The 19,166-nt window shown below is 76.5% G+C and carries 19 protein-coding genes; 11 read left to right on the top strand and 8 right to left on the bottom strand.

The window, feature by feature from the left end; genetic code table 11:
* Positions 1-13: 13 nt before the first annotated feature.
* Positions 14-736 (bottom strand): YdcF family protein, encoded by a 723-nt coding sequence (locus ABD284_RS13110; protein WP_344143179.1) that lies wholly within the window; start codon positions 734-736, stop codon positions 14-16.
* Between the two features lie 334 nt (positions 737-1,070).
* Between ABD284_RS13110 and ABD284_RS13105 the strand changes: the two genes are divergently transcribed.
* Both ABD284_RS13105 and ABD284_RS13100 read left to right on the top strand, forming a co-directional pair.
* Positions 1,071-1,472: a hypothetical protein gene (locus ABD284_RS13105; protein WP_344143178.1), complete on the top strand. Its 402-nt coding sequence runs from the start codon at positions 1,071-1,073 to the stop codon at positions 1,470-1,472.
* A gap of 31 nt (positions 1,473-1,503) precedes the next feature.
* A complete protein-coding gene (locus ABD284_RS13100; protein WP_344143177.1) occupies positions 1,504-1,896 on the top strand; it encodes a VOC family protein in 393 nt (130 codons plus the stop codon).
* 13 nt (positions 1,897-1,909) lie between these two features.
* Here the strand turns inward: ABD284_RS13100 and ABD284_RS13095 are convergent, their stop codons facing one another.
* Positions 1,910-2,356: a MarR family winged helix-turn-helix transcriptional regulator gene (locus tag ABD284_RS13095; RefSeq protein WP_344143176.1), complete on the bottom strand. Its 447-nt coding sequence runs from the start codon at positions 2,354-2,356 to the stop codon at positions 1,910-1,912.
* Positions 2,357-2,437: 81 nt separating this feature from the next.
* Between ABD284_RS13095 and ABD284_RS13090 the strand changes: the two genes are divergently transcribed.
* Positions 2,438-2,812, top strand: coding sequence for a cupin domain-containing protein (locus tag ABD284_RS13090; protein WP_344143174.1), 375 nt, complete (start codon positions 2,438-2,440; stop codon positions 2,810-2,812).
* Positions 2,813-2,864: 52 nt separating this feature from the next.
* Here ABD284_RS13090 and ABD284_RS13085 read toward each other — a convergent pair whose 3' ends face one another.
* Both ABD284_RS13085 and ABD284_RS13080 read right to left on the bottom strand, forming a co-directional pair.
* Positions 2,865-3,767, bottom strand: a complete 903-nt coding sequence (locus ABD284_RS13085; RefSeq protein ID WP_344143173.1) for a short-chain dehydrogenase/reductase — start codon at positions 3,765-3,767, stop codon at positions 2,865-2,867.
* The gene (locus ABD284_RS13080) at positions 3,764-4,669 is read right to left on the bottom strand and encodes an alpha/beta fold hydrolase (protein ID WP_344143172.1); all 906 of its coding nucleotides are present in this window, start codon (positions 4,667-4,669) and stop codon (positions 3,764-3,766) included. The genes ABD284_RS13085 and ABD284_RS13080 overlap by 4 nt, the downstream gene beginning before the upstream one ends.
* 401 nt (positions 4,670-5,070) lie before the next feature.
* Between ABD284_RS13080 and ABD284_RS13075 the strand changes: the two genes are divergently transcribed.
* A complete protein-coding gene (locus tag ABD284_RS13075; protein ID WP_344143171.1) occupies positions 5,071-5,589 on the top strand; it encodes a hypothetical protein in 519 nt (172 codons plus the stop codon).
* A 46-nt stretch (positions 5,590-5,635) separates the two neighbouring features.
* Here ABD284_RS13075 and soxR read toward each other — a convergent pair whose 3' ends face one another.
* Entirely contained in the window at positions 5,636-6,145 is a 510-nt protein-coding gene (gene soxR / locus ABD284_RS13070; RefSeq protein WP_344143170.1) for a redox-sensitive transcriptional activator SoxR, read from the bottom strand.
* A 282-nt stretch (positions 6,146-6,427) separates the two neighbouring features.
* On the opposite strand from soxR, the gene ABD284_RS13065 reads away from it, so the two are divergent.
* A complete protein-coding gene (locus ABD284_RS13065; protein ID WP_344143169.1) occupies positions 6,428-6,934 on the top strand; it encodes an ATP-binding protein in 507 nt (168 codons plus the stop codon).
* A gap of 115 nt (positions 6,935-7,049) precedes the next feature.
* On the top strand, positions 7,050-7,514 hold the full coding sequence (locus tag ABD284_RS13060) for a VOC family protein (RefSeq protein WP_344143168.1): 465 nt from the start codon (positions 7,050-7,052) through the stop codon (positions 7,512-7,514).
* Between the two features lie 113 nt (positions 7,515-7,627).
* On the opposite strand, the gene ABD284_RS13055 is transcribed toward ABD284_RS13060, so the two are convergent.
* Positions 7,628-9,742 carry a catalase gene (locus ABD284_RS13055; RefSeq protein WP_344143167.1) on the bottom strand — a complete coding sequence of 705 codons (2,115 nt, stop codon included), beginning with the start codon at positions 9,740-9,742 and terminating at the stop codon, positions 7,628-7,630.
* Between the two features lie 271 nt (positions 9,743-10,013).
* Between ABD284_RS13055 and ABD284_RS13050 the strand changes: the two genes are divergently transcribed.
* The 3 genes from ABD284_RS13050 to ABD284_RS13040 all read left to right on the top strand — a co-directional run bounded on the left by ABD284_RS13050 (position 10,014) and on the right by ABD284_RS13040 (position 14,319).
* Complete coding sequence (locus tag ABD284_RS13050) at positions 10,014-10,199, top strand: PspC domain-containing protein (RefSeq protein WP_344143166.1); 186 nt, start codon at positions 10,014-10,016, stop codon at positions 10,197-10,199.
* A gap of 85 nt (positions 10,200-10,284) precedes the next feature.
* Positions 10,285-11,223, top strand: a complete 939-nt coding sequence (gene pip, locus ABD284_RS13045) for a prolyl aminopeptidase (protein WP_344143165.1) — start codon at positions 10,285-10,287, stop codon at positions 11,221-11,223.
* Positions 11,224-12,225: 1,002 nt separating this feature from the next.
* Positions 12,226-14,319 (top strand): RICIN domain-containing protein, encoded by a 2,094-nt coding sequence (locus ABD284_RS13040; RefSeq protein WP_344143164.1) that lies wholly within the window; start codon positions 12,226-12,228, stop codon positions 14,317-14,319.
* Positions 14,320-14,562: 243 nt separating this feature from the next.
* Here the strand turns inward: ABD284_RS13040 and ABD284_RS13035 are convergent, their stop codons facing one another.
* Positions 14,563-15,507, bottom strand: a complete 945-nt coding sequence (locus ABD284_RS13035) for an NADP-dependent oxidoreductase (protein WP_344143163.1) — start codon at positions 15,505-15,507, stop codon at positions 14,563-14,565.
* Positions 15,508-15,632: 125 nt separating this feature from the next.
* Positions 15,633-16,622: a helix-turn-helix transcriptional regulator gene (locus ABD284_RS13030; protein WP_344143161.1), complete on the bottom strand. Its 990-nt coding sequence runs from the start codon at positions 16,620-16,622 to the stop codon at positions 15,633-15,635.
* A 63-nt stretch (positions 16,623-16,685) separates the two neighbouring features.
* Between ABD284_RS13030 and ABD284_RS13025 the strand changes: the two genes are divergently transcribed.
* Positions 16,686-18,083, top strand: coding sequence for an FAD-binding oxidoreductase (locus tag ABD284_RS13025; RefSeq protein ID WP_344143159.1), 1,398 nt, complete (start codon positions 16,686-16,688; stop codon positions 18,081-18,083).
* A 321-nt stretch (positions 18,084-18,404) separates the two neighbouring features.
* Positions 18,405-19,043, top strand: coding sequence for a GNAT family N-acetyltransferase (locus tag ABD284_RS13020; protein ID WP_344143158.1), 639 nt, complete (start codon positions 18,405-18,407; stop codon positions 19,041-19,043).
* The last annotated feature ends 123 nt before the right edge of the window (positions 19,044-19,166 follow it).

The raw sequence follows: 19,166 nt of genomic DNA, 5'->3' as shown, positions 1-19,166 counted from the left end.
GCGGGGCCGCGGGTCAGGCGCCGGCTCCGGGCTCCTGGGGTGCGGGGCGCAGGCTCTCGCCGGGCACGAGGTGGCCGGTGAAGCCGCGCTCGCACAGGCGCTCGCCCGCCTGCCACACCCGGTCGGGCACGTCCACGGGTGCGCTCCAGCCGCGGCGGGCGTAGACCGCGAGCCGCTGCAGGTCGCCGACGAGGAAGTCGACCAGCTCGGCGGGGCTGTGCTCGGGTGTGGTGTAGGCGCGGTAGCCGCCGCCGAAGCAGCTGAAGGTCCATTCGGGGCCGGGCCAGTGCACGGCGGCGGTGGCCAGGGCGCGGCGGGCCATGTAGGGCTTGGCGGTGACGACGGCGCGGCGGGGCCGGGGTGCGGCGGTGGCGGCGAGGTCGCGGGCCAGGTGGAAGTTCTCGGCGGTGTTGGTGGCGCGGGTCTCCAGCAGCACGGCGTCGCGGGGGATGGGCGCGGTGGCGCGGGCGGCGCGGGCGAAGGTGGCGGCTTCGGACTCGGGCCAGCGCGGGGCGGGGCCGTCGCCGCCGGTGCGCCGGCCGCGGTCGCCGCTGAAGACCAGCAGGGGCGCGGCGCCGTCCTGGAAGAGGCGGGCGGCGTGTTCGGCGACGCGCAGGTCGTGGCTGCCCAGGACGAGGACCAGGTCGTTGCCGGTGCCTGCGTCGGCGGCGGGGCGGGTGTGGAAGTCCCACAGGAGCTCGGCCAGGGCGTGGGTGGTGCTGTCGAGCTCTCTCACGGGGGCCAGGCTAGCGCGGTGGGCGGGGTCTGCGGTGCCGGGCGGGCTCCGGCGCCTTGGGGGTGTGGGGGGCCGGTGGCCGGTGAGCGGGGGTCTGCGGCGGGGCGCGAGGGGGCCAATCCGGGCGGATTGGCCCTTTTTCGGCGGGGGTGGGGGTGCGCCGGGGGCGGTGCGGCCTCCGACGGGATGTGGTATTCGGCCCTGGCCTGGGCAGATATGTGCGTAGCGCCGTATCCGGCGGCCGGTGGGCGGTTGCGCCGGGTTCGGGGGCGGGGGCGGTGCGCGCGGGGCGCGGCCCGCGGGTGCCAGGCGCGATCCCGGGAGGGGGCCGTCGATGCGCGCAGGTGCGGTGGCGGGACCGGTCGTGCTGGTGGCCGTGGCGGCGCTGGGCGGCTGCGGGCTCGGGGCGCAGCCCTCGGGCCCGGCCGGCGGCGAGGCGCGGCCCGGCCAGGCGGAGCAGGTGCGCTCCGACCGGAGCACGGGGGTGCGCGGTCGGGTGGTGCGGGTGGAGGGCGCGCCGGGGGCGCACTGCCTGCTGGAGGCGCGGGCCACGTCGGCGTGGGCGCCGCCGGTCCCCGACACGGCGGTGATCAGCGACGCCGAGGGGCGCTACTTCTGGGCGCTGCCGGAGGCCACCTACACGATCGCGGCGCGCTGCGGTGGCGACCGCGGGCGGGTGGAGGGCGTGGAGGTCGTGTCCGGCCGGGTCGCGGGCGCCGACATCGTCGTGCGGTGAGGCCGCGGGTGGCGGCGGGTAGGTTCGGCCCATGGTCAACGTCCTCAGCAGCCGCGTCCTGATCCACCCCACCGACCTGGAGCGCAGCCGCGCCTTCTACCGCGACGTGGTGGGGCTGGCGATCTACCGGGAGTTCGCCACGGGCGGCGGCGAGTACGGGACCGTGTTCTTCTTGGGCGGGGGGTTCTTGGAGCTGTCGGGCGGCAGTGAGCGGGCGCCCGCGCCGGGGGCGGTCCAGCTGTGGCTGCAGGTGCCCGACGTCGCGCGGGCGCGCGGGGAGCTGGCCGCGCGCGGCGCGGCGATCGTGCGCGAGCCCCGGCGCGAGCCGTGGGGGCTGGTCGAGATGTGGCTGGAGGATCCGGACGGGTTGGCGGTGTGCGTGGTGGAGGTGCCCGAGGACCATCCGGTGCGCCGCCGGGACTGAGCGGTGCGCCGCCTCACCAGGCGGGGCGGAGGTGCCCGGGTGCGGCGAGGGCGGCCAAGTCGGCGCGCAGCCGGGCCATGCGGTCGGGGCCGATGCGCTCCTGCCAGGCGGCCGCGGCGCGGGCGGCGGCGTCGTCGGCGGCGCGGGTGGCGGCGCGGCCCTTGGCGGTGAGTTCGACGAGGCGGGCGCGGGCGTCGTCGGGGTGGGGGCCGCGGGTGACGTAGCCGTTGCGGTGCAGTTCGTCGACGAGCTGGGCGGCGGCCTGCTTGGTCATGCCCAGGTGGGCGGCGAGCTGGGCGGTGGTGGCGCCGTGGGGGGCCAGGCGGGTGAAGGCGAACCCGTGTGCGGGGCGCAGGTCGGTGAATCCGGCCTCGTGCACGCCGGCGTCGATGGCCTCGGTCAGGGCGGTGGAGGCGGAGAGCAGCAGGGCGGTCAGGGCCAGGTGGTCGGTGTCGGCCATGGGCCCATCTTGACATTGCGGACAGGCTGCCTGACCATTGACCCCACATGGTCAAGCTACTTGTCTATTTGGAGGCCGCCCATGCCCCTGATCACCCGCGCCCAGGCGCGCACGCACCGTATGCACGGCGTCGCCTTCGTCTCCTACGCCGCGCCCTCCCAGGGCTCGGGTGAGCTGTGCGCCTGGCGCCTGGAGGTGCCGGCGGGCGCGGCCGGCGCCGTGCACGCCATCACCCGCGAGGAGGTGTTCCTGGGCCTGGAGGGCGTCCTGGAGCTGAGCGTGGACGGGGACACCTGGCGCCTGGAGCCGGGCGACGCGGCCGTGGTGGGCGCCGGCAGCCGGCTGAACGTGGCCAACCCGGGCACCGGCACGGGCGCGGCGTGGGTGGCCACGAGCACCGGGCTGCGCGCGGTGACCGCCGAGGGCGCCTGGATCAGCCCGCCCTGGACGCACTGACGACCCGCGCCCCGGCCCGGCCGCCACCCGCGCGCCGGTCCGAAGGCGGGGCTCAGCCGGTGCGGCGGGCGGCGCGGGCGCGCAGGTCGGCGGTGCCGCCGGCGCCCACCGCCGCGGCCCGGCTGTGGCGGGTGGCCGCCAGGTGCTCGCTCAGCCGCGCGATCTCGCGCGGCGCGGCGGCGCCGATCACCACCGGCAGGACGCCGCGCAGCCCCTGCACGGCGCGCAGCCAGGGCTGGCCGTAGACGTGGGCGCGGCGGCGGGCGATGCCCTCCACCAGCCGCTCCACGGCCGGCTCGGGCGCGTAGGTGCGGTTCATCGGCCAGGGCAGGCGCGCGCGCAGCGCGCGCAGAGCGGCGTCGCTGTCGGCGCCGCGCACCATGTCGGTGTCGGTCCAACTGAGGTAGGCCACCCCCACCCCCACGCCGTGGCCGGCCTGCTCGGGGGCCAGGCAGTGGGCGAAGGCCTCCACGCCGGACTTGGCGGCGCAGTAGGCGCCCATCAGCGGGGCCGGGGTGAGCGCGGCCAGCGAGGCGACCTGCAGCAGGTAGCCGCGGCTGCGCTGGAGGGCGGGCAGGAACGCGCGGGCGGTGGCGACGGATCCCAGCAGGTTGACCTCCACGACGCGGTCGAAGGCGGCGGCGGGGATGTCGGTGAAGGGGCCGCCGGCGGCGATGCCGGCGTTGGCCACGACCACGTCGATGCGGCCGAAGCGCTGCTCGGCCTGCTCGGCGGCCGCGGCCAGCGCCGCCGCGTCGGTGACGTCGGCCTCGAACGCGGCGGCCGCGGGCCCGCACTCGGCGGCGACGGCCTCCAGCTCCTCCGGTTCCAGCCCGACCAGGACCAGGGTGGCGCCCTCGCGGGCCAGGCGCAGCGCCAGCAGGCGGCCCAGGCCGCGGGCCGCGCCGGTGACAACGGCGACCCGTCCGGACAGGCGGGGGCGGCGCGGGCTCATGCGCTCTCCTGGCGGGGCCGGGGGGCGAGGTGGGTATCGGCGAGCTCGGCCAGGGCCCGGGCCAGCGGGGCGGGCGACTCCAGCGGGGTCATGTGCCCGATGCCGTCGAGTTCGAGCAGGCCGCGGCAGTCGGGCAGCAGGCGGGCCATGCGGCGGGCGTGGGCGAGGGGGGTGAGCCGGTCGGCGGAGCCGGCCACGATCCGGGTGGGCGCCTCCAGCCGGGCCAGTGCGCGGTCGAGGTCGATGCCGGCCAGGACGCGGCCCCAGCGGGCGCGGGGCGTCGGCGCCACGGCGTGGACCATCTCGGCGCACACCTCGACCATGTCGGGCGGCGCGTCGGCGGCCATGGTGGCGTAGCGCAGGGCCGCCCGGCTCAGCCGGGTGCGCGGGCCCAGCGGCAGCGGCGCGGTGAGCATCGCGCGGTGGGCCAGCCGCCCGGCCCGGGGGAAGCGGGCGGCGCCGGGGAAGACCCGCGAGGAGCGGGGCAGGTCGCTGGGGCCGGTGCTGGCCAGCAGCGCGGCGGCGGCGCGGGCGGCGAAGCGGGGCCGGTCGGCGGCGGCCATCAGGGTCATGGCGCCCATGCTGTGGCCGGCGAAGACCGCGCGCTCACCGGGCTCCAGTGCGGCCTCGGCGACGGCGAGCAGGTCGTCGGCCAGGGCCGAGGTGCTGTAGCCGCCGGCGCGCGGCACCTGGCTGCGGCCGTGGCCGCGCTGGTCGTAGCAGACCAGGCGCAGCCGGTCGCCCAGTTCGGCGATGAGGGGGTGCCACAGGCGGGTCGAGCACGCCCAGCCGTGGGCCAGCACGACGGGGGGCGCCTGGGGCGGGCCGTGGATCTCGGTGTGCAGGCGGGTGCCGTCGGCCGAGTGCACGGGCAGGTGCTGCCGGGGGGCGGGCGTGGGCATGGTCGGCTGCTCCTTGCGGGACGGGGGCGGGTCCGCCGGATGGGGCCCGAGCCTAGACCATGACAATGATCATTGGAAGGGTCGTGGCGCACCGGCCCGCGCCCGCCGGCGCCCGCGGCGGCGGGCGCGGCCCAAGGCCCGTTCCGCCCGATGGGGGCCTCGGCGATGGCGGGACCCGCGGCGGCCGGAAGGGCGCAGAAGGCGCCGCGTGCGGTCTCCCGCGGCAGCGGCAGAGGGGGCCCGCCCGCGCCGCCGCGCGGCGCGTTCCCCGGCCGGTCGCGGGCCCGGGGCCCCGAAAGCGCGGTCCGGGCCCCGCAGGCCGGGCGCGCTCGGCGCCACCGCCCGCCCGCCGCGCCTAGAATCGGGCCCGGACCAGCGCACGCAACCGGGAAGGCCGCCACGTGGACCAGGACCTCACCCTCGAGACCATCCTGGCGGGGCTGGCGCTCTACGCCCCCGTCGGCGAGTCCCGGCGCGGCCGCGTCAGCTCCACCACCCTCGACCCCGACGGTCCCGGGCTGCTCAAGGCCGTGATCGACTTCGGCTCCACCCCCGAGGGCCCCGACACCGGCCCCGACCTGGAGATCGCCAGCCGCCGCTTCGGCGGCGGCGACACCGATCAGCGGCTGCGGGCCTTCTGCGCCGAGCGCGAGCTGATGGAGCGGCGCTCCCGCGACCCCGCCGGCGCCGACTCCTTCGCGCTGGGCGGGGACGCCGCCTGGTCGGCCGCCGCCGTCGCCCTGGACGGGCGCGAACACGCCTTCACCGTGCTGAGCAGCGACCACGCCTGGGTGGGCGCCGGACTGGACGGCGGCGGGGTGATGGTGCGGGTGTTCACCCGGCCGCCGGGCCCCGGGCCGGCGGCGCTGCGCCGCATCCGCTCGGCCCAGGAGCTGGAGCCGCTGCGCGGGCGCGGCTGAGCACCGGGCGGCGCCGGCTCGCGCGCCGCACCGGAGGCGGCGGCGCTCAGGGGCACGCCTGCCCGGCCTCGGCGGCCGCCGGCCCGCCCTCCCGGGCCTCGGGGGTCAGCAGCCGGCGCGGGCCCGGCCCCTGGGCGGCGAGGCGGTCGTGGGGGTTGGACAGCACGCAGCGCTCCAGCGACAGGCAGCCGCAGCCGATGCAGTCGGTCAGGTCGTCGCGCAGCCGCTCCAACTGGTTGATGCGCTCCTGCAGCCGGTCGCGCCACAGCTGCGACAGCCGGGCCCAGTCCTCGCGCGTGGGCGTGCGCGCCTCGGGCAGGGTGGCCAGCGCCTCGGCGATGTCGGCCAGCGGGATGCCGACCCGCTGGGCGACGCGGACGAAGGCGACCCGGCGCAGCGTGTCGCGGCGGTAGCGGCGCTGGTTGCCGGCGGTGCGGCGGCTGGTGATCAGCCCCTTGCGCTCGTAGAAGTGCAGCGCCGAGACCGCCACCCCGCTGCGCTGGGCGAGCTGTCCCACCGTGAGCTCCTTGGCCTTCCACGACGGCCCGACCGTCATCGCCGCCTCCCCTCACACGACTTCAAGCCTGGTTGAGGTTCGAGCCTAGCCGCGCCCGCGGACCGCGCGGAACCGGCGGGGCGAGACCGACCGAGTTGGGCCATAGCGCTTGCACGCCCGCAGCGCCTGGGTGATATTGGATGCCGAGCCCGGCGCGGGCCGACGGGGAGGAAACGGCCAGCGCACCACGGGTTCACGGGGGTGGCGCGGTGCGGGCCCGCGGGTGCGCGCAGCGGCCCCCGCGTGTCGGCGAAACCGGGGGGAGCTTCAACCGTGCACCACATGACCGCAGTCCCGCAGGCCGCCTCCCCGCCCCGCCCCTCCACCAGACCGCCGCAGCAGCCCGAACCCGACCACGCCCTCACCTTCGCCGGGCAGGCCGCCAGTGTGGGCGCGATGCGCGACTGGATCGCCCGGTGCCTGCGCCGCGGCGCCTTCGACCACTCCGCCGGCCTCCTCGACGACCTGCTGGTCTGCGCCAGCGAGCTCGCCACCAACGCGGTGCGCCACTCCGGCTCCGGGCTGCCCGGCGGCACGTTCACCGCCCGGCTGTGGCAGGACAGCCGCCGGGTGCGCGTGGAGGTCGCCGACCTGGGGCCGCGGCCGGGCCGGCCCACCCGCCCCCGCATCGACGCCTCCCTGATGGGCGACGGCGCCGCCGAGAACGGCCGCGGCCTGGGCTTCGTCGCCGCGCTGTGCGAGGGCGACTGCGGCACCACCGCCCCGCCCGACCCGCGCGGCCACACCGTCTGGTTCGAGCTGGCGGCCGAAGCCGCGAGCCGCGGCTAGGCGCCTCTGCGCCGAGCCGCGCCGACACGGTGCGCGCGGAGCGGGCCGAAGCGGCCGGGGCGGGCTAGCGTCGAGCCGAGGCAGCACACTTCCAGCGCACAGATAGGGGCAGTCCGTGATCACCAGACTGGGTGTGGCGAGCGTGTTCGTGTTCGACTACGACGAGGCCAAGCGGTTCTTCCTGGACAAGCTCGGGTTCGAGCAGCGCTTCGACCTGATGATGGACGACGGGATGCGGTGGCTGACGGTGGGCCCGCCGGCCGATCCCGTCTTCCAGCTGAGCCTGTCCGCGCCCGGGCCGCCGATGCACGACGAGGAGACCGCCCGCACGATCCGCGGGCTGGTGGCCCAGGGCGCGCTGAGCGCGGGCGCCTGGAACACCGACGACTGCCGCGCCACCTACGCCGCCTACCGTGCGCGGGGCGTGGAGTTCCTGCAGGAGCCGCACGAGGTGCCCTACGGCGTCGAGGCGGTCTTTCGCGACCCCTTCGGCAACTGGTACAGCCTCAACGAGCTCAACGAGGCGGCGCTGGATGCCGAGGCCATGGCCGAGCGCTTCGGACCCGGCGACGCGGGCTGAGGGCCCCGCCCCGCCGCCCGGTGCGGCGCCGGCCGGGCACGAACGCGGGGGCGGGCACCGGTGCCCGCCCCCGCACCTGCTGCGCGCCGCGGCCCGCCGGCCGCGGCGCGGCCTCAGGCCGGCACGCGCGCGGTGTCGCGGTCCCAGACCCGGTGGCCGGCCAGGACCCCGGCGAAGGCGCGGTAGAACTCCTCGGGGTCGCCGCCGCGGTGGGTGACGACCCCCTGGTCGACCACCGCCGCCGCGTCGCCGTCGCCGGCCAGGCGCAGCCGCGGCAGGGGCGCGGCCTCCAGCACGCCCACGCCCTCGTGCAGGCCCGCGACCGGTTTGGCGTGCTTGAAGGCCTCGGCGACGTAGTTCAGCGCCAGCCCGTCCTCGGCCAGGGCGGCCGCGCACCGGGCCCCGCCGGCCACGACCACCGCGTCGTAGAGCACCGAGGACATGGTGTGCATGGCCCGGTCGACGGCGAGCCGGGCGCCGTCGGTGCCGGCGACGCTGCCGTCGTCGGGCGCCAGCACCTCCACCGCCGCGCCGCGCTCGGCCATGGCCTCGCGGAAGCGCGTCACCTCCGCGGCGTTGACGCCCTCCTCGGCCAGGACCGCGATGCGGCGCGAGAAGACGCTGTCGGTGGGCGCGTTGGCCTGGCTGAGCGCCGGCGAGGAGCGGCCGTGGTTGGCGACCTCCTCGGCGGCGGGCGGATCGACGCCGATGCCGACGGCGACCGCGCGGGCCAGGGTGTGGTCGATGCGGTTGAGGTGGGCGACCACGCGTTCGCGCACCGCCGCTGTCTCGCACTTGCCCAGCTCGAACTGGAAGGCCGAGGTGAGGTGCTCGCGCTCCCAGCCGGCGAGGCTGTTGAGGAACAGCGTCGCCTGGCTGTAGTGGTCCTTGAAGCTCTCGCTGCGCTTGCGGATCTTGGCGCCGTCCACGCGCTCCTGGTAGTGGGTGTAGGGCGCCTCGCCCAGGTAGGGGCAGCCGCTGCCGAGCGAGTTCGGGAAGTAGCTGGTGCGTCCCCGGTGGACGGTGTGCTGGCCGAAGCCGTCGCGCTGGTTGTTGCTGACCTCGGCCACCGGCCGGTTGACCGGCAGCTGCTGGAAGTTGGGCCCGCCAAGCCGGATCAGCTGGGTGTCGAGGTAGGAGAAGTTGCGGGCCTGCAGCAGCGGGTCGTTGGTGAAGTCGATGCCGGGCACCACGTTGGCGGTGTGGAAGGCGATCTGCTCGGTCTCGGCGAAGAAGTTGTCCGGGTTGCGGTTGAGGACCATCCTGCCCACCGGTGTGACCGGGACCAGCTCCTCGGGGATGATCTTGGTGGGGTCGAGCAGGTCGAAGTCGAAGGCGTGCTCCTGGGACTCGGGCACCAGCTGCATCCCCAGCTCGTACTCGGGGTACTGGCCGGACTCGATGGCCTCCCACAGGTCGCGCCGGTTGAAGTCGGGGTCCTTGCCGCCGATCTTCTGGGTCTCGTCCCAGACCAGCGAGTGCGTGCCCAGCAGCGGCTTCCAGTGGAACTTGACGAAGGTGCCCTCGCCGCGCTCGTTGACCAGGCGGAAGGTGTGCACGCCGAAGCCCTGCATCATGCGGTAGCTGCGGGGGAGGGCGCGGTCGCTCATCAGCCACATCATCATGTGCAGCGTCTCCGGCTGCAGCCCGACGAAGTCCCACAGGGTGTCGTGGGCCGACTGGGCCTGGGGGATCTCGTTGTGGGGCTCGGGTTTGACGGCGTGCACGAAGTCGGGGAACTTGATCCCGTCCTGGATGAAGAACACCGGCATGTTGTTGCCGACCAGGTCGTAGTTGCCTTCGCGGGTGTAGAACTTGGTGGCGAAGCCGCGCACGTCGCGCACGGTGTCGGCCGAGCCGCGCGAGCCGGCCACGGTGGAGAAGCGCACGAACACCGGTGTGCGCAGGCCGGGGTCGGTCAGGAAGTCGGCGCGGGTGTAGCGCGCCATCGACTCGTAGACCTGGAAGTAGCCGTAGGCGCCGGCGCCGCGGGCGTGCACGACCCGCTCGGGGATGCGCTCGTGGTCGAAGTGGGTGATCTTCTCGCGGAAGTGGAAGTCCTCCATCAGCGTGGGGCCGCGCTCCCCGGCGCTGAGGGAGTTGTCGGTGTCGTCGACGGCGACGCCGGTGTTGGTGGTCAGCGCTTTGTCGGAGTCGTCGCGGACCCCCTCGAGCCGGCGGTCCTTCTCGTCGCCCGCCGGCGCCTGGTCACGGGAGAACTCGGACATGGCGGTGCCCCTTCGCTGCTGCGGTGCCTGGACGTTCCCGGGCCGGGCCCTGCCCGCCGCCCGGGAGCATGCGCGTCTGCGCCGACCGCTGACCGCAGAGTCCGGGTGCAAACCCGCCCTGTGGCATCGGGCACCCGCAGCCGAGGTGGGCCGAAGGCGCGTTCGGGGTAGGGGGCGTGTGCATGCCCCGCCCGGACCGCCGCGCGCTGAGTCGACGGCCGCGGGCCCGAGCGGGGCTCGGGGGACTCGACGAAGAGAGGAGGGTCCAGCGATGGCTTCGAACGGCCTGGTGCGGACCCGCGACAACGTCATCGCCGGCGTGTGCGGAGGTCTGGCGCGCCGGTTCGGCTTGTCGCCGTTTCTGGTGCGGCTGCTGTTCGTGATCTCGTGCGTGCTGCCCGGGCCCCAGGTGGTGATCTACCTGGCGCTGTGGATCATGATTCCCCAGGAGTTCTGAGCCCGTCCGGTCCGGCGGCGCCCCCGCGGGCGCGGCCGGGCCGCGGCCCCGGCAGGCGGGCGGCGGCGGGCTAGGATGGGCGGCCGTGTATCCCCCCGTCGAACCCGACGTCCACGGCCTGCTGGATGTGGGCGAGGGCAACCTCCTCTACTGGGAGGCCTGCGGCGACGCCGGCGCCGCTCCCGCACTGGTGCTGCACGGCGGCCCCGGATCGGGCTGCACGCCCGGGCAGCGCCGCATGTTCGACCCCCGCCGCCACCGGGTCGTGCTGGTGGACCAGCGCAACTGCGGGCGCAGCCGCCCCCACGCCGCCGATCCCGGCACCGACCTCGGCGCCAACACCACCGGCCGCCTCGTCGCCGACATCGAGCGCCTGCGCACCCACCTGGGCATCGACCGCTGGCTGGTCTACGGCGCCTCCTGGGGGTCGACGCTGGCGCTGGCCTATGCCCAGGCCCACCCCCGGTCCGTGCGCCGCATGGTGCTGTGCGGGGTGACCATGACCCGCCGCCGCGAGGTCGACTGGCTGTTCGGCGGAGTGGGCCGGTTCCTGCCCGAGGCCTGGGAGCGCTTTTGCGGCGCGGTGCCCGAGGCGGCCGGGGACGGCGGCGTGGTGGCCGCCTACGCCGCCCGCATGGAGGATGCCGACCCGGCGGTGCGCGACGCGGCCGCGCGCGCCTGGACCGATTGGGAGGACGCGGTGGTCGCGCACGAGGACCGGGGCGACCCTCGCGCCTACAGCGGGCGGCCCGATCGCGACCGGTCGGCGTTCGTGCGCATCTGCACCCGCTACTTCGCCAACGCCGCCTGGCTGGAGGAGGGCGCCCTGCTGGCGGGCGCCCCCCGGCTGGCCGGCATCCCCGGTGTGCTGGTCCACGGCCGCCTGGATTTGGGATCGCCGCTGGAGTCCGCCTGGCAGCTGCGGCGCGCCTGGCCCGATGCGCGCCTAGTGGTAGTGGACGACGCCGGCCACACCGGCAGCCCCGCCATGCGCGCCCGGGTGCTGGCCGCCCTCAACGGCTGAGGCCGCCCGCAGCCGGGCGCCGGGCTCAGTAGACGATCGACACCATCCGGCACCGCATCGGCCAGGTGGCGCTCGCCGTCCATGCGGGCCCGCTCGCGCGCCGTTTCGGGACCGACGGCGCGCACGCACAGCCGCCACGCCGTGGGGGCGTCCCACTGCACGCGTGCGGCGGGCACCCCCGCCCCGGCGCCGGGCTCCTCCATCGCCCACCGGCCGTCGCCGGTGGCGGCGGCCCTCCACGTGCCGCCGGCGCGGCCGGTCACGGCCACCTCGACGCGGGCGCCGGCCGCGGCCGGGGTGTCGCGCAGGGTGTGGGGCAGCGCCCGCATGAACGTGTCGAGGACGGTGGCCAGCACCCCGGCGCGGTCGGTCTCGGCGGTGTCCTCGGCGGCCAGGCCCAGGGCGAGGCGGATCTGCTGGCGGTGGGTCCAGTACTCGCTCAGGTCGCGGGCGCAGTCCAGCCACAGCGGCGCGGGGTCGGCGCCCGCCCAGCTGACCCCGGTGCCGCGGGCGCCGGGGTCGGACCCGGCCCACAGGGACGCGATGTGGCGGCCGGTCAGCTCCAGGGCCTCCACCAGCAGGGGCGGGCTGATGCGGCGGGCGGCCTCGACCCATTCGCGGTTGGTGCGGGGGATGAAGGCTTCGAGGGCCTCGCCGGGGCGCGGCGCGGCGCCGGTGTCGCGGCCGTCGCGGGTGCGGGCCAGCCGGGCAGGGCCGGGCGCTGCCATCCGACCGGGTCCAGGCCGGCGAGCAGTTCCAGCAGCGCGGCGCGTTCGGCACCGAACAGGCTGCGCGCGTCGATCGGCGCTCCCAGCCGCGCATCCTCGTTCACCGCACCCACGCTAGCCCACCCGGTCGGCGGCGTCCGGCGTCCTTGACGCTTCTGCGGGGCCGGTGCAAGTATCGCGCCACACGATGTTTACGCAAACATGACCTCCGGCGGGCCCGACGCTCCGCGATGTTTGCGTAAACATTCCGGTCGGACCGTGAGCGAGGACCCCCATGACGACGCTCCCACCGCACGCGACAGCCGAGCGCCCCGCGCCCGCATACCGCCCGCACCGGCGCCCCCGCGCCGCCCTGGCCGCCGCGCTGGCGGCCGGCTGCCTGCTGGCGGCGCCCGCCGCCCCCGCCGGCGCCGAGGAGCCCGCCGCCGCGACCGTCACCCCCGACCCCTCCTACCAGGGCCGGCCGTTCCAGGGCTGGGGCACCAGCCTGGCGTGGTTCGCCAACGCCACCGGCGACTACCCCGAGCCCATCCGCGAGGAACTGGCCCGCCGCGTCTTCGGCGAGGACGGGCTCAACCTCAACATCGCCCGCTACAACGCCGGCGGCGGCAACGCCCCCGACGTGCCGGACTACCTGCGCCCCGGCGGCGCCGTCGAAGGCTGGTGGAACGCACCCCAGGGCACCACCCGCGAGGACACCGACTGGTGGAGCGCCGAGGACCCCCGCGACTGGAACCCCGACGCCGACGCCACCCAGCGCTGGTGGGTGGAGCGCATCAAGGGCGACGTCGACCGCTGGGAGGTCTTCAGCAACTCCCCGCCGTGGTTCATGACCGAGAGCGGCTACGTCTCCGGCGGCTTCGACCCCGAAGCCGACCAGCTCAAGCCCGGATCCGTCGACGACTTCGCCGCCTACATGGCCGGGGTCGCCGCGAGGCTGGAGCGCGCCCACAGCATCGAGGTCGGAACCGTCGACCCCTTCAACGAGCCCAACGCCGACTACTGGAGTACCACGCTGGGCCCCGGCGGCGAACCCGTGGGCGGGCGCCAGGAGGGCGCCCACATGGGCCCCGAGCTGCAGCAGCAGGTCATCGGAGCCCTGGTCGAGGAGCTGTCGAAGGCCGAGACCGGGGCCGCCGTCTCCGCGATGGACGAGACCAACCCCCAGCGGTTCGCCCGCAACTGGCAGGCCTACTCCGAGGACGTGCGCGCGCTCGTCGGACAGCTCAACGTGCACACCTACGGCACCGGCGGCCGCACGAGCGTGCGCGACATCGCCAAGGCCGCCGGGACGCCCCTGTGGATGAGCGAGACCGGCGGCGACTGGGCCGACGGCAAGCGCTGGGGAGGCGGCGGTCAGGACTTCGCGACCATGGACACCGGTCTGGGCCTGGCCGGCCTCATGGTCGACGACCTGCGCGAGCTGGAGCCCGACGCCTGGGTCTTCTGGCAGCCCGTCGAGGACTACGACAACATGGCGCCCGGCGGCGAGTCGGACACCGGAGGCAACTGGGGCAGCATCCAGATCCCCTTCAGCTGCACCGCCGAGGACACCCTCCAGACCTGCCCGATCCGCACCAACACCAAGTTCGACACCGCGCGCAACTTCACCCACCACATCCGCCCCGGCGACCGGCTGGTGGCCACCGACGACCCCGACAGCGCCGCCGCGATCGGCGGCTCGGGCGAGGGCGCCGCGGTCGTGCACGTCAACGACACCGCCGCGCCGCGCACCGTCACACTCGACCTGTCCAAGTTCGGCCGCATCGCCTCCGGCGCCACCATGACCCCGGTGGTGACCAGCGCCGACGGCGCCCTGGTGCGCAAGGAGCCCGTCGCGGTGGAGAACGGCGCGGCCGCGTTCACCGTGCCGGCCGAGTCGGTGACCACCTTCGTGGTCGAGGGTGTCCGGGGTGTGGCGGCCGACGCCGCGCTCGTCCGGCCCGGCCACGACTACCGGCTCGCCGGCGTGCACAGCGGCAAGGCGCTCACCGCCGCCGGCGACGGCCGCTCCGCGGTGATCCGCACCGTCGAGCCCGGCGACCCCGCGCAGCTGTGGGACATCGCGCAGGTGACCGAGGGCCACAGCAACCGCGAACGCTACGTGCTGACCAACGGGGCCGAGGGCCTGCGCCTGGCCGTGCGCGGGGACCGGCTGGTGCTGGAACCCGCACGGGGCCGGGCCGCAGCGGTGGCCCAGTGGACCATGTCCACCACCGGCGACGGGACCTGGACCTTCGTCAACCGCGCCACCGGCGAGGTCGTCGACGTCTCCGGCCGGGCCACCGAGGACGGCGCCCCCGTGTCGGTGTGGGCGCCCAACTCCGGCGACAACCAGCGCTGGCGGGTCACCGACACCGACGCGTGAGGGTCGGGCCTCGGGGGCCGCGCCGCGGGGCGCGGCCCCCGCTGGTGGGCCGGGTGTCCACCCGCCCGCGCGCCCGCGTCGGAGCCGGGCGCCGGCCGCGGCCGGGGGCGCGATCCTGCCGGCGCTGTCGGCTCCCGGGTCGGGGTGGCGGACGACGAGCCCCGCCCCGCCGTTCATGCCTCCACGCCGGCCGCGCCCGGACGCGACTGCGAGCCAAGGCGGCCCGCCGGCGTGCGGCGGGTCCTAGTCGCCGACGGTGATGACGATCTTGCCGCGCAGGTGGCCCTCCTCGCTGAGCCGCTGGGCCCGGGCGGTCTCCTCCAGCGGGAAGGTGTGCTCGACGGGCAGGCGCAGCCGGCCCTGTTCGATCAGCGGCAGCACCTCGGCGAAGACCTTCTCCAGCGGGGCGCGGTCGGCGCCGCCGCCGGAGAAGCGCACGCCGTGCTCGGCCGCCGCGGGGTCGGCGACGGTGACCACCCGGTCGGCGGACCCGGCCAGCTCCACCGAGACCGCCAGCACCCCGCGGCCGGAGGCGTCCACGACCGCGTCGACACCCTCGGGGGCCGCCTCGCGCAGCCGCTGTTCCAGCCCGGGCCCGTAGGTGACGGGTGTGACGCCCAGTTCGCGCAGGAAGGCGTGGTGGCGCGTGCTGGCGGTGCCCACGACCGCCGCGCCGCGGGCCCGCGCCAGCTGGGCGGCGATCAGGCCGACGCCGCCGGCCACGGCGTGGATGAGCACGGTCTGGCCTTGGCCGCCGCCGGGGCCCATGCCCACCAGGCCGAGCGCGCGGTAGGCGGTTTCGGCGGGCGTCGGCAGTGCGGCGGCCAGTTCGAACGACAGCCAGTCGGGCTTGGCCGCGAGCTCGTCGGCGGGGGCCAGGGCGTGGGTGGCGGCGGCGCCGCCGTGGGCCTTGCCGAAGACGTGCTGTCCCGGGCTCCAGGCGGTGACGCCGGGGCCGGCGGCCTCGACGGTGCCGGCCAGGTCCAGGCCGGTGCCCTGGGGCTGCTGCGGTGGCTGATCGGGGTCGGCGGAGAAGGCGCCGCTGCGGATCTTCCAGTCGGCGGGGTTGACCCCGGCGGCGCGTACGCGCACCCGCACCCGGCCGGGTCCGGGCTCGGGGAGAGCGACCTCCTCCAGGGTGAGCACGTCGGGGCCGCCGTAGCGGGAGAAGCGGACGGCGCGGGCCATGGTGTCCTCCTGGTGTCGTGGGACGCGGGCGTCGGTTGCGACAGGCGGCGGTGGAACCCGGTCGCCGCTTGGGGGCAGGCGCTCGTTCTGCGGACCAGCGCGCGGGCGCGTGCGGCGGGGGCGGGTCACCGGGCCAGGCGCCGCCCCAGGCTATGCAGTCGTTCGGCGACCTCGGGGGAGGCGTCGATGTCGACCGGGGCGCCCAGGGCGGTGATCGCCGCGACGTAGTGCACGACGAGTTCGGGGGCGTGCGCGGCGAGCCGCACGCGGCACCGGTGGTCGCCGTCGGGGGCGACGGTGCCGGGCACGGTGTGGAACAGGCGGGAGCGCACCTGCTCGGCGGGCAGGTCGACGCGCAGCCGGGCGGTGTGGGGGTAGTCGGCCTCGGCCATCGCGCGGGCCAGGAACGCGGCGGGGCCGGCGGCGGGGAGCGGGCGCGGGGTGAAGCGGCGCCGGGTGGGCAGCGGGTCGGCGATGCGGTCGGCGCGGAAGGTGCGCCAGTCGGCGCGTTCGGGATCGTAGGCGATGAGGTACCACCGGCCCTGGGCGGTGACCACGTGGTGGGGCTCGACGCGGCGGCGGCCCGTGGCGCCGCGGCGGTCGCGGTAGTCGAAGGCGAGCAGTTCGCCGTCGCGGCAGCACCCGGCCAGCAGCGCCAGCCGGGCGGGGTCGATGTCCACGGCGCCGCGGTGGGGGAGCGCGGCGGCGGCGCCGCCCAGGGCGGCCAGGTGCGGGCGAAGGCGGGCGGGCAGCAGCGCCTCCAGCTTGGTCAGGGCGCGGGCGGCGCCCTCGGCGATGGCGGGTGCGCCGGCGGCCGCGGTGGCCAGGGCAAGAGCCGCGGCCAGCGCCTCGTCGTCGTCGAGCAGCAGTGCGGGGGTGGCCCGTCCGCCGCCGGCGAGCCGGTAGCCGCCGGCGGTTCCGGTGGTGGCCTGCACGGCGTAGTCCAGTTCCCGCAGCCGCTCGACGTCGCGGCGCAGGGTGCGGCGGCTGATGCCGAGCCGGTCGGCCAGCTCGGGGCCCTGCCACTGGCGGCGGCTCTGGAGCAGCGACAGCAGCCGCAGCAGGCGGCCCGGCATGGCCCGGCGGGTGGAGGCGGGCCCGGTGGTGTGCTGCATGCCGTCCAGGATCGCACCCCTTGCGGACAGGTTGCGGCCGCAAGGGCTGCAAGCGTGGAGGCCATGAGGCAATCGACGCACAGCACACGGAAGACGGACCTGAACCGGTTGGAGGAGCGCACCGCGGGGCCGGTGCACCGGCCCGGGGCCGAGGGCTACGACCGCGCGTGCACCGGCTACCAGTTGCTGGAGCCCCACCGGCCCCGGGCGGTGGTGGAGGCCGCCGGAGCCGCCGACGTGCAGGCGGCGGTGCGCGCGGCCGCGGAGGACGGTGTGCCGGTGGCCGTCCAGGCCACCGGGCACGGGCGCGCGTCGGCGCTGGGCGGCGGCGTGCTGGTGAGCACCCGGGGCATGGCCGGGATCGAGGTGGACGCGGGCGCGGCCACCGCCCGGGTCGAGGCCGGCGCGACCTGGGGCCGGGTGGTGGAAGCGGCGGCTGAACATGGGTTGGCGCCGCTGTCGGGGAGCATGCCGGGGGTCGGCGCGGTCTCCTACACCCTGGGCGGCGGTGTGGGGCTGCTGGCCCGCCGCTACGGGTTCGCCGCCGACCGGGTGCGCCGGGTGGAGGCGGTGACCGCCGACGGGCGGCTGCGCACGGCCGACGCGGAGCGCGAGCAGGAGCTGTTCTGGGCGCTGCGCGGCGGCGGGGGGAGCTTCGGCGTGGTCACCGCGCTGGAGATCGGCCTGGTTCGGCTACGCCGGGTCTTCGGCGGCGGACTGTACTTCGACCTCGCCGAGCGCCCCGATGCGGTGGCGGCCTGGTCGCGGTGGACGCGCTCGGTGCCGGAGGAGACGACCTCGGCGGTGACGCTGCTGGTGATGCCGGATGCGGCGGGGGTGCCGGAGGGGATGCGCGGCCGCCACCTCGCCCAGGTGCGGCTCTGCCACGCGGGGCCGGCCGAGCAGGGACGCCGGCTGGCGCGGGAGCTGGTCGCCCTGGCGGGGGAGCCGGTGCGCTCCACGCTGCGCGAGCTGGACTACAGCGAGTCCGGGGCGGTCTTCGACGAGCCCGAGGTCCCGCACGGGTACCGGTCGCAGAACCTGCTGGTGGACTCGCTCACGGAGGGGGCGGGGCAGGAGCTGGTGCGCCGGGCCGGGCCCGATGCGCCGCTGATGTGCGTGGTGGGGCTGCGCCACCTCGGCGGCGCGCTGGCGCGGGAACCGGAAGGGGCGGGGGCGGTGGGCCACCGGGGCGCCGCCTACCTCGCCTCCGTGCTGTCGCCGGTGGAGTCGGGCGGCGAGGCGGAGGCCGCAGACCTGCACCGGCGGGTGCTGGCCCCCGTCGCGGGGCAGGCGGTGGGGCGGTCGCTGAACTTCAGCTTCGGCCCGGCCGCGCCGGAGGACGTGGCGTCCTGCTTCGCACCTGCGGACTACCGGCGTCTGCGCCGGGTCAAGGCCGCCTACGACCCCGATGACCGCATCCGCGCCAACCACCCCATCCCCCCGGCCCCGCGCGGGTAGGAGACTCCTGGCTGTGCGGGTGTGCGGGTGTGCGGGTTGAGTGATGGGGGAGAGTGTGCGCCGGCACGAGGACGGCCCCGGAAACGATCGCGTGGTGTGCCATCGCAGCGATCCCGGGGCCGCTGAACCCCGGTGCCCTCCTCTCCGGCCTCTCCGGTGCCGCATGGGCGGTGATCGAACCCCGCACGCCCGCGCACGACCGCACCAAGGGCGGCGCAGCCGACGCCATCAGGCGGCCGGCCCGGCCATTTTCCCTCTTCTACTGTTTATCCGATATACAGTAATGGGGGAACAGTCCGCCCAGCTCTGTGAGGAGGCCGCATGCGGATCCGCGCGTTCGAGCCCGGGGACCGCGCCGAGCTGGAGGCGCTGGCCGCCTACGCCGGCCGGGGAGCCCCCACCGAGTCGCTGTGGGGCCACGCCCCCTCGGAGGCGGCGGTGTATCTGACCCCCTACATCGACCTGGACGCCGGGTCGGTGCTGGTGGCCGAGGACGGCGGCGCGCTCGTGGGCTACCTGGCCGGCTGCCTGGACGGCGCCGCCTTCCCCAGCGAGGAGCAGCGCATGGCCGAGGCGATCCGCGCCCACCGGCTGGTCCTCAAGCCCGGCCCCGCCGCCTTCTTCGCCCGCAGCCTGCTCGACACGGCCTGGGCGGGCGTGCTGCGCCGACCGGCGGCCGGCACGTTCGACGATCCGCGCTGGCCCTCCCACCTGCACATCAACGTCGCCGAGCCCGCACGCGGCACCGGTGCCGCCGAAGGCCTGATGCGGACCTGGCAGCAGCGGGTGGCCGAGTCCGGTTCCCCCGGCTGCCACCTGCAGACGCTGGTCGAGAACACCCGGGCCGTGCGGTTCTTCCGGCGCATGGGCTTCGCCGAGCACGGGCCCGCCCCGCTCGTGCCCGGGCTGCGCCACGACGGGCGCCGCCTGCACCAGCGCACCATGGTCTGGCAGCCCTGATCCCTGTCGCGGGTGCGGGGCGAGGTCGTGTGCGGCGGACCGCCGTGCCCGTGGACAAGGCCGCGGAGGGCGCCGCCGATCAGCCGGGCGGCCGGCCTCGACGCCTTCCCGGCCGCACGCCGG

This window comes from Streptomonospora arabica, from assembly GCF_039531585.1.
In the GTDB taxonomy this organism is placed as follows: Bacteria; Actinomycetota; Actinomycetes; order Streptosporangiales; family Streptosporangiaceae; genus Streptomonospora; species Streptomonospora halophila.
Note: the sequence above shows the minus strand (reverse complement) of the source record. Positions and strands in the feature narration are given on the sequence as shown.